The sequence below is a fragment of the Streptomyces sp. NPDC058632 genome (assembly GCF_042717095.1).
Taxonomy (GTDB): domain Bacteria; phylum Actinomycetota; class Actinomycetes; order Streptomycetales; family Streptomycetaceae; genus Streptomyces.
Genome location: NZ_JBHXQZ010000057.1, coordinates 38,949 through 52,251, shown reverse-complemented (window position 1 = coordinate 52,251; position 13,303 = coordinate 38,949). Strand labels below are relative to the sequence as shown.

Below are 13,303 nucleotides of genomic sequence, written 5' to 3'. Positions count from 1 at the left end.
GTCCGTGGTCCCGGTCCGTGGTCCCGGTCAGCGGTCCCGGTCAGCGGTCCCGGTCAGCGGCGGCGCTTGCGCAGGGCCGCCAGGTTGTCGTAGCTGATCTTGGCCTCGCGCAGGGACTGCGCGGGGTCGGTGGCGCTCGGGGCGGTGTCGTCCTCGACCATCGGGTTGTGGTAGTTCCGCTGCCCGACCCGGGAGAAGAACGTGGTGTAGTCGATGACGCCGGTTCCGAAGGGCACCATCTCGTAGCCCATGCCGTTGGTCGTGCTGACGACGCCGTCCTTGGCGTGGAACAGCGGGTAGCGCTTGTTGTTGCGGGCGACCAGGCCGGCCGGGTCGAAGACGTTCCTGCGCGTGGAGCCGTCGTGGGCGGTGTACGTGTGGAACTTGTACTGGGCGACGTGCGCCCAGAAGATGTCCATCTCCAGCCAGACGGCCTTGGGGTCGGTGACCTCGAGGAAGTACTCCAGCTTCCGGATGCCCGAACTGCGGGTCGGCCGGCCCTGGCCGTCCAGGGGGCCGCCGTCGAGCAGGAAGCCGTAGGCGCCGTCGTGGTTGTGGGTGTAGAGCTTGATGCCCTCACGGCGGGCGATCGCGCCGAGGGCGTTCCACTTGTCGGCGGCCACGTCCCAGCCGGCGCGGTGGGAACTGCCGGTGGGGTCGCCGCCGGTGCCCATGTGGTCCAGGCCGAGGATGTTGGCGATTTCGAGGTGCTTCTTGAAGGTGTCCAGGTCGGCCGTGGTCAACGGCCAGGAGGACGGGATGAAGCCGTGGTTGCCCTGGGCGCGCAGGCCGTATTCGTCGAGCCAGGAGCGCAGCAGCCTGGCGCCCGCGACGGATTCCAGACTGGCGCCGCCGGGCGCGTTCGCGTGCTGGTGGTAGCCGGCGAACTCCACCTGGCGGTAGCCGTGGCGGGCCAGCTGCTTGAACACCTCGCGGAAGCCGGAGGGCAGGTCGGTGGACAGGGGGTCGCGGCCGGTGGCGTCGCGGACGGTGTAGAGGATGATGCCGCGCTTGTGCGGCGGGACGAGTGCCTGCCCGCCGTGGCCGTGGCCGTGGTCTCTGCCGTGGTCCTGGGCCAGGGCGGGGGCGGCGCCGAAGACGGGGGCCGCGACGGCTCCGGCGGCCACGGCGGTGCAGGTGGTGAGGAAACGACGCCGGTGCACGCCCAGGGAGCGGCGCAGTGCCTCGTCCGGGGCGTCGGTGGCCGGGGTGGGGGTGGCCTCGGTGCGGGAGGGGTCGGAGTACGGGGTCACGGGTGGCCTGCCTTCTGGGTCGTGGCCGGTTCCGGTGGCGCCCGGAACGGCCGTTGTCAGTGCCGTGTGTTTCACTCTCGGTGGCTGGATGCCGGCTCTTGGAAGGGCGTACGTGGTGGTGCGTCAGCCGAGTCCGGCGAGGTGGAGCAGGAGTTGCTTGACATCGGTGGCCGCGACGCGGTCTCCGAGGGCGCGGGGGGTGGAGCAGATGAGGAGCGGACCGTCGTCGTCGCTCGCCGGGAGGCGGCCGTGGCTGCCCCGAATAGGTGACGGGTCGAGGGGCACGACCGCCATCCGGTAGCGCATGCCGAGTTTCTTGCGCGCCAGTGCGGTGGCCGCCTTCACCCTGACGTACGGGTCGAGGGGGTCCATGAAGAGCTCGACCGGGTCGTAGCCGGGTTTGCGGTGGATCTCGACGAGCTGCGCGAAGTCGGGCGCGCGGTCGTCGTCGAGCCAGTAGTAGTACGTGAACCAGGCGTCGGGTTCGGCGACGGCGACCAGTTCACCGGCGCGCGGATGGTCGAGGTGGTGGGCCTTCTTGCCCTCGTCGTCGAGGAGTTGGTCGATGCCGGGCAGTCCTTCGAGGGCGGCCCGGGTGGCGTCGAGGTCCTCGGGGCGGCGCACGTAGACGTGGGCGATCTGGTGGTCGGCGACGGCGAAGGCGCGCGAGGCCATCGGGTCGAGGTACTCCATGCCGTCCTGCGTGTGCACCTCCAGCAAACCCGCGCGGCGCAGGGCGCGGTTGATGTCCACGGTCCGGTTCACGCGGGTGATGCCGTACTCGGACAGGGCGACGACGGTACGGCCCTCGGTGCGGGCGTCGTCGAGCAGCGGGGCCAGGGCGGCGTCCAGGTCTGCGGCCGCTTTCAGGGAACGCGGGTCGTCGGGGCCGAAGCGCTGCAGGTCGTAGTCGAGGTGAGGGAGGTAGCAGAGCGTCAGGTCGGGGTGGCGGGTGCGGTTGACGTGGCGGGTCGCGTCGATGATCCACTGGCTGGAGACGAGGTCCGCGCCGGGGCCCCAGAAGTGGAAGAGCGGGAAGGTGCCCAGTTCTTCGGTGAGTTCGTCGTGCAGGGCCGGGGGCCTGGTGTAGCAGTCGGGTTCCTTGCGGCCGTCGGCGTAGTAGACCGGGCGGGGGGTGACGGTGATGTCGGTGTCGGCGCCCATGGCGTACCACCAGCAGATGTTGGCGACGGTGTAGCCGGGGTGTGCGCGGCGGGCGGCGTCCCAGAGCTTGTCCCCGGAGACGAGGCCGTTGTGCTGGCGCCACAGCAGGACGTCGCCGAGTTCGCGGAAGTACCAGCCGTTGCCGACGATGCCGTGTTCGGAGGGGAGGCTGCCGGTGAGGAAGGTGGACTGGGCGGCGCAGGTGACGGCGGGCAGCACGGTGCCGAGCGGGGCGCGGGAGCCGGTCTGGCCGAGCCTCTTGAGGTGGGGCATGTGGTCGAGGAGGCGGGGGGTGAGGCCCACGACGTCGAGGACGAGGAGGGGGGTGGGGCCGGTGATCGCGGCTTCCGGGGCGGGTTCCGGGGCGGGTTCGGCGGTGAGGCCTGCGCGGTCTGCGCTGTCTGCACGGTCTGCGGTCACGGGAGTTCCTTCAGGCCTAGGTCCGTCAGCAAATCGCGGGCGAGGGTGAGTTCGGCGGCGATGCCGTCGGCGAGCTGGGCGCGGCCCCTGGGCCGCAGCTCGGGTGGGAGGGCCTGCCAGGTGTAGGTCTCGACCTCCAGGTGGCGGGTGAGCGGCTGCGGACCGCCGACGAGCCGGGTCAGGGCGGTCTTCAGTACGGGCAGCGTGGAGGTGAGGGGTGCGGTGGGAGCCGCGTGCAGGGGGACGTGGAAGTGGGCGCGCCAGGGCGCCCCGTCGGGGAGGGTGTCGCCGGCCAGGGCCTCGTCGAGGTCGTCGGTGCCGCGCAGTCCGGCGGCGGTGGACGTGCGGGTCTGGTGCAGGAAGCGGGGCTCGGCGAAGGCGCGCAGGGCCTCGCGGACCTCGGGCAGATGGGGCTGCTCGGCGTGCAGGGCGGCGGAGAGCTGGGACTTGACCACGGGGACGCCGGCCCGGGTGAGGTCGTCCAGGGCGGTGTCCGGATCTTCGAAGGAGGTGGCGAGGTGGCAGGTGTCGACGCAGACGCCGATGCGGTCGTGGCCGATCGCGGTGAGCGGTTCGATGGCGTCGTGGGTGGTTTCGACGACACAGCCGGGTTCCGGTTCCAGGGCGACGCGGATGGAGCGTCCGGTCAGTTCCTGGAGTGCGTCGAGGCGTTCGGCGAGGGTGCGCAGGGCGGTGCGGGAGGCTTCGGCGTGCCGCGCGTCGTGGACGGTGCGCCAGGCCAGCGGCAGGGTGGAGATGCTGCCGTCGGGGACGTCGTCGGGGAGCAGTCCGGCGAGGAGGCGGGCCAGGGAGGTGGTGTGCTCCAGGCGTTCGGGGTCGGCCCAGTCCGGTGTGTAGACGCGGTACTTGACCTCCTCGGCGCCGAACCCCTCGTAGGGGAAGCCGTTGAGGGTGACGACCTCGAGTCCGCGCCGGTCGAGTTCGCAGCGCAGGCCGCGCAGGGCGGACGGGTCGGTGACCAGGGCGCGCGCGGCGTCCTTGGCGAGCCACAGGCCGATGCCGAGCCGGTCGCGGCCGAGCCGGCGGCGGACGGGTTCGCAGTGGTCCCTCAGCTGGGCGAGGACACCGTCGAGGGTCTCGGCGGGGTGGACGTTGGTGCAGTAGGCGAGGTGGACGGTGGACCCGTCGGGGTGGCGGAAGCGCATGGCTCACGCCTCCGCGGCGGCGACGCCGGCCGTCCGCGGGGGCTCGTCCCTGGGTACGCCGCGCTGGATGGAGTTGCCCTCGTGGGTGGCCTCGGGGGCGGTGACGTCGAGGGTGAGCCGGCCGCCGAGTCCGTAGAAGGCGACGGGGTTGCGCCACAGGACGCGGTCGACGTCGTCCTCGGTGAAGCCCTCGGCGAGCATCAGGTCGGCGACCTTGCGGGTCTTGAGCGGGTCGCTCTTTCCCCAGTCGGCGGCGGAGTTCACCAGGACCCGCTCGGGGCCGTGGGCGCGCAGGATCTCGACCATCCGTTCCTCGTCCATCTTGGTGTCGGGATAGACGGAGAAGCCGAGCCAGCAGCCGCTGTCCTTGGCCTCCTTGACGGTGGTCTCGTTGAGATGGTCGACCAGGACGTGGTCCATGGGCAGCGCGGACTCCCGGACGACGTCGAGGGTGCGGCGCAGTCCGGCGAGCTTGTCGCGGTGCGGGGTGTGCACCAGGGCGGGCAGGCCGTGGTCGGCGGCGAGCTGGAGCTGGGCGGCGAGCGCGGTGTCCTCGGCGGGTGTCATGGAGTCGTAGCCGATCTCGCCGACGGCCACGACGTTGTCCTTGACGAGATACCGGGGCAGCAGGTCGAGGACGGGTGTGCAGCGCGGGTCGTTCGCCTCCTTGGGGTTGAGGGCGATGGTGCAGTGGTGGGCGATGCCGTACTGGGCGGCGCGGAAGGGTTCCCAGCCGAGGAGGGAGTCGAAGTAGTCGGTGAAGGAGGCCGGCGAGGTGCGGGGCTGGCCGAGCCAGAAGGCGGGCTCGACGACCGCGCGGACGCCCGCCCCGTACATGGCCTCGTAGTCGTCGGTGGTCCGCGACGTCATGTGGATGTGGGGGTCGAAGAGGCGCATCAGGACTCCTTGCCGTGGGGGTCGTCCGCGGTGTGACTCGGGGTGGAGGAGGCAGCGGCGGCGGGCCCGGCCGGGGCCAGGGCCAGGGTCCGTACGCGGTGGAGGTCCTCCGGGACGGGGCGGCCGGCGGCGGTGCGCTCGGCGGCGTAGTCGCCGAGCATGCGGGCGAGTTCGCCGTCGCCGCGGGCCCGCCGGGCCAGGTCCGCCACCCGGTCCAGGGCGACGCCGGTGAACAGGCACTTCAGGACGGCGTGCCGCCAGGCGTGGGCGTCGAGGTGCCGGGCGCAGTAGGGGCCGACGGCGGCGGCGACGAGCCGGGTGTCGTTGGTGCGCAGGGCGTCCTCGACGAGTGGGCGGGCCTCGGGGCCGGACACGAGGTGGGGCAGGGCGTGCAGGACCGCCCGGCGTTCGTCGGCGGTGCCCTGGTGGTAGACCCGGGTCAGCGCCTCGGTGTCGGCGTGGGCCGCGTGCAGGATCAGGACGCGGGCGGCGTCGGCGTGGGCGGCGCCGCAGCGGCGGCCGGCCTCGGCCAGGCGCAGCTCCCACACGGAGATGGGGCCGTGGGTGCCGGGGTGGGCGGTGGCCTCGTCGAGGGCCTGGTCCAGCCAGGCGCGGGCGGCTCCGTCGAGACGGGCGGAGAGGAGGCGGTGCAGCTCGGCGGTCGGGAGGGCGGCAGGGGTGGCGGGGGTGGTGCCGTCGGCTGCCGGGGTTCCCGGTGTTGCGGTCCCCGGGGGCCGGGGGGTTGCCCCGGGCCCGGTGGTGGGGGCTGCCTCCGGGGTGGCCGGGGCGGCGTGGGAGTGGTTCACGGGGTGCTGCTCCCTTCGGGGGTGGCGGAGGGGTCGCCTGGCGGGGGTGCGGGGGCGAAAGCGGCCGCGGCGGCAGGGTCGGTGGCCGTGTGAGAACCGGGGGCGTCGGGGGAAAGGTCGGTGGCCGTGTGACGGTCCAGGACGGTTCCGGCGCTGCCGGTGCCGGTGCCGGTAGCGGTGTGAGCGCCGGGGACAGTGGTGGTGGCCATGTGATCACCCGGGGCACCGCCCCCGGCACCGGAAGCGGTGCCGGGGTGCGCGCCGTCAGGAACGGGGGCGATGCGAGCGTCGGAGGCGGCGGGGGCAGGGCCGGTGACCGTGTGGCTGCCCGGGGCGACACCGGCGGCGGCGGAAGCGGCGCCGGTGGCGGGGACGGTGGCGGTGGTGGCGGCGGTCGCCGGGGAGTGGGCCGCGGCGTGGAGGAACGGGAGGGAGTGGGCGGCGAAGTGGGGGCCCGCGTGGGAGTGGCGGGGCAGTTCGACGACGGTCAGGCCCTGGTAGCCGGTGGCCGCGAGGGCCGCGAGGACGGGCGGGAAGTCGATCTCGCCGTCCCCGAAGGGCAGGTGTTCGTGGACACCGCGGCGCATGTCCTCGATCTGGACGTGGCGCAGCCAGGGGGCGGCGTCGCGGACGCAGTCCGCGGGTGGGAGGGGTTCGAGGCACTGGCAGTGGCCGACGTCCAGGGTGAGGCCCAGGAGTTCGGGGTCCCCGAGGCTGCGGCGCAGGTGGTGGAAGTCGGCGAGGGTGGCGAGGAGGTGACCGGGTTCCGGTTCGACGGCGAGGGGCATGCCCGTGGCGGCGGCGGCGTCCAGGACGGGGGTGAGTGCCTCGGCGAGACGCTTCCACGCGGTGTCCTCGTCCGTGCCCGTGGGGACGGTGCCGCTGAAGCAGTGCAGGGCGTGCGCACCGAGGTCGGCCGCGACCTGGACGGCCCGGACGAGCAGGTCCACGCGGCGGGCGCGGTCGTCGGGGTCGGGGTCCAGGAGCGAGGGGCCGTGTTTGCGGCGCGGGTCCAGCACATAGCGGGCGCCGGTCTCGACGGTGACGCCCAGGCCGAGTTCGTCCAGGCGTCGGGCGACCCGGCGGGTGCGGGCGGCGAGGTCCGGGGCGAGCGGGTCGAGGTGCATGTGGTCGAGGGTCAGTCCGACGCCGTCGTAGCCGAGGTCGGCGAGCAGGGCGAGGGCGTCGTCGAGACGGAGGTCGGCGAGGCCGTTGGTGCCGTAGCCGAAGCGGAGGGGGGACGGAGGGGCGCCGTCCGGGTTCCGGTTCACGTGATGCTCACCTTCCTCATGCCGGACCTCCTCGCGAACATCCGGCCGGCCGGGGCCAGGGCCGCGACGAGCAGGGAGGTGCCGGCCGAGCCGGAGCGGGCGGCGAGCGCGGCCTGGAGCGGGATCGTGGCCCGGATGCCGCCGCCGACGGCGCGTTGGGTGAGCGGGGGCGAGGGGTTGAGTGCGGCGTGGAAGTAGGGCCGGGCGGCCGTGACGGCGTAGGCGGCGCCCAGGGCGGTGGCGAGGACGTCGGTGGCCCGGGGCGGGCCTCCGGCCGGGCCGGAGCCCGGCGGGCCGGGAACGGCTGCTGCCCGCCGGCCTGCCGGGAGTCGGGCGCGGCGGTGGGTGACCAGCCGCGTCAGCGCCCCCGTCGTCGCGAGGGCGGCCAGCGGGGCCAGGACCGAACCGCCGGTGGTCTCCCGGCGGGAGACGGCCGTGACCGCGAGGGTGTGCGTGCCGAGCAGCGCGGCGCAGGGCAGCGCCGTCCGGATGCCGCCGCCGGTGGCGGCCGCGCCCAGGAGCAGGTCCAGTCCGCGGGCGGCGGCCATGGCCGCGGGACCGGCGGGTGTGTGCTTCAGCGCGAGGTCGTAGGCCCAGACGGTCGCCGCCAGGGGCGCGGCCACCGCGAGGGCGGGGCGTCCCGCACCGGCGGCGAGCGCCAGTCCGGCGCCGGTGAGGGCGCCGGCGGCGGTGAGGGCGGCGGCCGGGCGGATGCGGCCGGACGGAAGCGGGCGGTGCGGGCGTTCCGCGGCGTCCTCGGTGCGGTCCGCCCAGTCGTTCAGGGCCATGCCCGCCTCGTACAGGCACAGGGAGGATCCGATGGCGAGCAGGGTGCGGGGGCCGGGGCGCGCGCCGGCCCCCGCCGCGCCGGCCAGGGCGTCGCCGGGGACGGTGAACAGCGCGGGCAGGCGCAGCAGTTCGGCCCAGGCGCCCAGGCGGGCGGAGCGGGGGCGGGAGGTGCGGGGCGCGGGGCCGGGGAGGGAGAGGGGGGTGGCGGCGTCCCCGGGTGCCGCCACGGCCGGGCCGTCCGCCGCCGTCGGCCCGGCCGGGGCGGGTGTGTCCTGCGCCGGGGCGCTCGTGCGGTTCACCGCCGCGCCCCGTGGTCGGGAGCGTCGTCCCGCAGCCGCCCGGCGAAGCGCCTGAGTTCCGCGTACTGTTCGGCCAGCGAGGACGGGCCGTTGCCCACCGGGTCCTTGAAGTAGAAGCCCAGTTCGCCCAGCGGACCGGACAGGCCCCTCTCCCGGGCGCGGGCGACCAGCCGGGCCAGGTCGAGGACGAGCGGCGCGGCGAGCGCCGAGTCGCAGCCCTGCCAGGTGGTCTGCAGGACCATGCGGGCGCCGAGGAAGCCGTCGAAGGCGATGTGGTCCCAGGCCGTCTTCCAGTCGCCGAGCGCGGGCACGTCGTCGATGTGGACCTCGCCCTCGGGGGTGGTGCCGAGGGTGTCGGCGAGGACGCGTTCCTTGCCGGCGTTCTTGGCGGCGGCGGCCGCGGGGTCGGCGAGGGCGGCGCCGTCGCCGCCGCCCAGGAGGTTGGTGCCGGACCAGGCGCGCACGGCGAGGGCGCGCTGCAGGAACATCGGGCCGAGTACGGAGCGCAGCAGTGTCTGCCCGGTCTTGCCGTCGCGGCCCGCGTGGGGGACGGAGGCCGTCGCCGCCTGTTCGGCCAGCGCCGGGTGGTGCAGGCCCGCGGAGGGGGTGAAGTTGACGTAGGGGCAGCCGGCGCGCAGGGCGGCCGCCGCGTAGAGGGAACTCGGCGGCAGGGAGCCGTCGGCGGGGGCGGGCTCGGTGGAGGCGACGTTCACCACGACGGCGCCCGCGAGGCCCTGGCGGCGTACGAAGTCGCGCATGTCGGCCGCGAACACGTCGATCAGTTCGCCGTCGTGGCGGTCCGAGCCGCCGCCCGTGTCACCGGGCAGGGGGCCGCCGGGCCTGATCTCCTGGTCGGCGGCGACGAGTTCGGCGTGCACGGCGGAGGGCAGGCCGTGCGGCAGGACGCCTCCGGCGGCGAGGTGTTCGGCACGTTTGGGCAGCGGGCAGTCGACCGTGTCGTGGCCGCCGAAGACGAGGGACGACAGCGGCGGCAGGCCGCACGAGGTGAAGCCGGGGGTCTCGGTGACCATGCCGGTCGGCGGATGGAGTCCGGCGGCGACGGCGGCGCAGCCCGCGATCGCGGTGGTGGCAACGGATCCGCGTGCCCCGATGAGCCAGACGCCGAAGCGCGGGGCCGGGGAGGGGAGGGGAGGGGACGGTTCGGCGGGCATGGGCAGCCTCCTTGTCGTACGCGCACCGGGTGCGAGCGCCGGAAGGGGACGAGCGGGGTGCCGGGCGCGGGGCCCGGCGGGACGGCGGGCGGAGGTCCGGCGTCCTCCGCCCGCCGCCGTTCTGGTCGCCCTCAGGAGGGCAGTTCCTTCAGCTGGATGTTGCGGAAGGAGACCTGGTCGTCGGCGCCGTGGTTCTGGAGGCCGATGTGGCCGTCGGTCAGGCTCCGCTCGGGGTCCTTGTTGGTGAAGTCGTTGATCCTGACTCCGTTGAGGAACACCTGGAGGCGTTCGCCCTGGACCTTGATCTCGTAGGAGTTCCACTGGCCGGGCGGACGCAGGACCTGGTCACGGGCCTTGATGTTCGCCGACTTGAACGAGTAGACGGAGCCCGTGGTGCGGTCGGGCGCGTCCGTGGCGTCGATCTGGATCTCGTAGCCCTTGTTCACCGCGGACCAGGGGTCGTCGGAGGCCGGGAAGCCCACGAAGATCCCGGAGTTGTCGTCGCCCCGCATCTTCCAGTCGAGCTTGAGGGAGTACGACTTCAGCTCCTTGGCCTGGTACCAGAGCAGACCCATGCCGCCCTCGGACTCCAGGGTGCCGTCCTTGACGTCGAACGTGCCGGGGCCGGCCTGTTTCCAGCCGTCCAGGGTCTGGCCGTTGAAGATCTTCCGGTAGTCCTTGCCCGGCTTGCAGTCCGCCTTGACCTGGCCGGTGGCGTACTGCAGACCGCCGAGCAGATGGGCGCGGAAGGCCTCCTCGGCGTAGGACTCCTTGGTGTGGCCGCCGCCGGTGTAGAAGGAGCGGCCGCCGCCGTAGTCCTGGCACCAGGCGATCGGGTGGTCGCCCTTCATGGTGCCGCCCTCGTAGGTCGTCTCGTCGAGGGTGGCGAGGACCTTGGCCTGCTCGCGCGGGTTGGTGCGGTAGTTGTACCACTCGTCGGTGCGCTCCCACGCGTCGTCCAGGTGCGCGGTGGACGGGTGGTCGTGGTCCTCGACGCGCACGGTGGCCTTCTGGATGGCCGGGTGCGAGTCGAAGTGGGCGCCGACGAGACCGCCGTAGAACTCCCAGTCGTACTCGGTGTCGGCGGCGGCGTGGATGCCCAGGTAGCCGCCGCCGTTGCTGACGTAGTTCTCGAACGCCTTCTGCTGGTCGGCGCCCAGGACGTCACCGGTGGTGGACAGGAAGGCCACCGCGTCGTACTTGGCGAGGTTGGCCGTGGTGAACTGTCCGGCCTCCTCGGTCGCGTCGACGGTGATGCCGGCCGGGCCGCCCAGTTCCTTCAGCGCGGCGATGCCCTCCGGGATGGAGTCGTGGCGGAAGCCTGCGGTCCTGGAGAAGACGAGGACCTTCTTGCCCTTCTTGAAGGGTTCCTTGGAGAACTCGAAGTCGTCCACGTCGTACAGCGCGCCGTCGCCGCCCCGGAAGACCAGGTAGATCTCCGTGGTGCGCTTCGGCAGTTTCCGCAGCGGCACGTCGACGTTCTGGAACGTCTCCCAGCCACCGGTCGGCGGGATGTACGCCGAGCCGTGCAGCGTGCCGTCGGGCGAACCGGTGCGCAGTTCGACGAAGCCGCCGGAGCCGCCGGAGGAGGCCCGCACGGTCAGTTTCCTCTGCCCGTCGAACCGGTAGGGGCTGAAGGAGATCCAGTCGCCGTCGTTGATGTCGCCGACGGTCTTGCCGCCGTTGGCGCCGGTCTTGTCGTAGGTCCGCACGCCCGACTGGGTGGTGAAGTGCTCGGCCTGGCGGTGCAGCGGCTGGAGCACGGTGCGGGCGGTACCGGTCAGGGCCTCCTGGCCGCCTGCCCCGCCGTCGGTGTAACTGGCGCCGACGACACCGTAGATGTCGGCGTTGGGGTCGTGACCGCCGTCTCCGGCGGGCGGCTCGAGGGTGCCCTCACAGCCCGTCTCGCTGGTCAGCTCGTGGGCGTGGGAGTCGTGGCCGAGGCTGTAGACGACCTTGACCTTGGAGCAGTCGGCCTTCTCCTCGGGGTCGGTGACGGTCACCTTGAACGGGACGGGCTCGCCGAAGGCGGCCAGGCTGCCGTTGCCCGGAACCTCGATCCTCACCTTGGGCTCGGTGTTGCCGACCACGATCCGGACGCTGGCGTTGCCGGTGTTGCCCTCGGGGTCCGTCGCGGTGAAGGTCGCGGTGTAGGTGCCGATCTTCTTGTACTTGTGGGTGGGGGTGAGTCCTTCGCCCCCGGTGCCGTCGCCGAAGTCCCAGCTGTAGGTGAGGTCCGGGGAGTCGGCGTCCTTGGCGGAGGCGGTGAACTTGACCTTCAGGCCGGCCACGCCGGAGGTCTTGTCGGCGCTCACCTCCGCGATCGGGGAGAAGCCGTCCTCGGCGTTCTCGATCCGGTACAGCGCGGAGTTCTCGTCGCCCTGGAACCAGGAGACGCCGTAGTCCAGGACGTAGAGCGCGCCGTCGGGGCCGAACTCCATGTCCATGATCTGGGTGCCGGTCCACGGGAAGTCGTTGATCTTCGCGACCGTGCCGTCCTCGTTCTGCTCGATCCGCTTGATCCAGCGGCGGCCGAACTCGCCCGCGAAGAAGTCGCCGTCGTACGCCTCGGGGAACTTCACACTGGAGTCGAGCTCGGGGTCGTAGTGGTAGACCGGGCCGGCCATCGGGGACTCGGAGCCGGTGCCGAACTCGGGCACGGAACCGCCGTTGTACGGGATCCAGGCGGCCTGGGCGGGCGGCAGGTCGACGAGTCCGGTGTTGTGCGGCGAGGTGTTCTCCGGGGCGGCGCAGTCGAACTTCTCGCCGGAGGTGCCGGTGGCGAAGTCGTAGTCGGCGTAGGCGTCGTTGTCCCCGGTGCAGAACGGCCAGCCGAAGTTGGCGGCCTCGGTGACCTTGGCGAACTCGACCTGTCCCGCCGGGCCCCGGTCCGGGTCGGCGGCGCCGGAGTCGGGGCCGTAGTCGCCGACGTAGACGGTGCCGGTCTTGTCGTCGACGCTCATGCGGAACGGGTTGCGAAAGCCCATCGCGTAGATCTCGGGACGGGTCTTCCCGGTGCCGGGGGCGAAGAGGTTGCCCTCCGGGACGGTGTACGAGCCGTCCTCGGCGACCTTGATGCGGAGGATCTTGCCGCGCAGGTCGTTGGTGTTGCCGGAGCTGCGGCGGGCGTCGAAGGCCGGGTTGCGGTCCGGCCGCTCGTCGATCGGCGTGAAGCCGTCGGAGGCGAAGGGGTTGGTGTCGTCGCCGGTGGACAGGTAGAGGTTGCCCTCGGCGTCGAAGTCGATGTCGCCGCCGACGTGGCAGCAGATGCCGCGGGAGGCCTCGACGTCCAGGACCTTCTTCTCGCTGGCCATGTCCAGCGTGCCGTTGGGGTTGAGGACGAAGCGGGAGAGGCGGTTGACACCGTCGAACTTCTCGAAGTCCTCGGCCGTGCCGGTCTCCGGGGCGTCGCCCGCGGGGGTGTCCAGCGGCGGGGCGTAGTAGAGGTAGACCGCCCGGTTGTTCCTGAAGTCCGGGTCGATGCCGACGCCCTGCAGGCCCTCCTCGTCATGGCTGTAGACGGGGATCCTGCCGGCGACCTTGGTGACGCCGCTCTGGTCGGTGAGGCGCAGCGTGCCGTCGCGCGCGGTGTGCAGGACGCTGCGGTCCGGGAGTACGGCGAGTGACATCGGCTCGCCCGTCTCGGGCTCGCCCTTGGCGAGCGGTACCTGCTGGAACTGTCCCTCGGCGGCTGCCGGTTCGTCGTGTTCCGGGTGCCCGGGGTCGGCGCCGGCGACGGTCGCCGGGGTCCCCACCGCCAGCATCAGGCCGGTGAACAGGGCGAGGGCGGTGCGAAGTCCGGTACGCCTCGTGGTGTGGGTGGATATGAGTCTGCTTCTGTGCACGGAGTGCCTCCAGGAGCGGGGTGGTGCCGTACGGAGCGGGTGCGAAGACATACGGTGCGGGCGCCGGGGTGCGCCGTCACCCCGGAGGCATGGGTGTCCTGAACACTTCAAGGAAGGTAACCGCGTTCGTCCGGGGCGAAAACCCCTTGGGCGGGGACTGGTCGAACTTTTCCCCCATGCAGGACAAAGCAGTATCAGGGCAGGCCGGACCGGGGACCGGC

At 72.9% G+C, this 13,303-nt stretch carries 8 protein-coding genes and 1 pseudogene; all 9 read right to left on the bottom strand.

Going from position 1 to position 13,303, the window contains the following annotated elements; genetic code table 11:
- Positions 1 to 53: 53 nt before the first annotated feature.
- The 9 genes and pseudogenes from ACFWVE_RS21820 to ACFWVE_RS21780 all read right to left on the bottom strand — a co-directional run bounded on the left by ACFWVE_RS21820 (position 54) and on the right by ACFWVE_RS21780 (position 13,082).
- Positions 54 to 1,253 (bottom strand): sugar phosphate isomerase/epimerase family protein, encoded by a 1,200-nt coding sequence (locus tag ACFWVE_RS21820; RefSeq protein WP_384016367.1) that lies wholly within the window; start codon positions 1,251 to 1,253, stop codon positions 54 to 56.
- 123 nt (positions 1,254 to 1,376) lie between these two features.
- Entirely contained in the window at positions 1,377 to 2,756 is a 1,380-nt protein-coding gene (locus ACFWVE_RS21815) for an alkaline phosphatase family protein (protein ID WP_384016377.1), read from the bottom strand.
- A 77-nt stretch (positions 2,757 to 2,833) separates the two neighbouring features.
- A complete protein-coding gene (gene eboE, locus ACFWVE_RS21810; RefSeq protein ID WP_384016365.1) occupies positions 2,834 to 4,003 on the bottom strand; it encodes a metabolite traffic protein EboE in 1,170 nt (389 codons plus the stop codon).
- Between the two features lie 3 nt (positions 4,004 to 4,006).
- A complete protein-coding gene (locus tag ACFWVE_RS21805; RefSeq protein WP_384016363.1) occupies positions 4,007 to 4,900 on the bottom strand; it encodes a TatD family hydrolase in 894 nt (297 codons plus the stop codon).
- The gene (locus ACFWVE_RS21800) at positions 4,900 to 5,706 is read right to left on the bottom strand and encodes an EboA domain-containing protein (RefSeq protein ID WP_384016362.1); all 807 of its coding nucleotides are present in this window, start codon (positions 5,704 to 5,706) and stop codon (positions 4,900 to 4,902) included. The genes ACFWVE_RS21805 and ACFWVE_RS21800 overlap by 1 nt, the downstream gene beginning before the upstream one ends.
- A gap of 380 nt (positions 5,707 to 6,086) precedes the next feature.
- Positions 6,087 to 6,977: pseudogene (locus tag ACFWVE_RS21795) on the bottom strand (sugar phosphate isomerase/epimerase family protein); the annotation flags it as partial.
- The gene (locus ACFWVE_RS21790; protein ID WP_384016375.1) at positions 6,974 to 7,993 is read right to left on the bottom strand and encodes an SCO3242 family prenyltransferase; all 1,020 of its coding nucleotides are present in this window, start codon (positions 7,991 to 7,993) and stop codon (positions 6,974 to 6,976) included. The pseudogene ACFWVE_RS21795 and the gene ACFWVE_RS21790, both read right to left, overlap by 4 nt.
- Before the next feature lie 68 nt (positions 7,994 to 8,061).
- A complete protein-coding gene (locus ACFWVE_RS21785) occupies positions 8,062 to 9,237 on the bottom strand; it encodes an inositol-3-phosphate synthase (protein WP_384016360.1) in 1,176 nt (391 codons plus the stop codon).
- Between the two features lie 131 nt (positions 9,238 to 9,368).
- Complete coding sequence (locus ACFWVE_RS21780; RefSeq protein WP_384016358.1) at positions 9,369 to 13,082, bottom strand: ThuA domain-containing protein; 3,714 nt, start codon at positions 13,080 to 13,082, stop codon at positions 9,369 to 9,371.
- Positions 13,083 to 13,303: the final 221 nt, after the last annotated feature.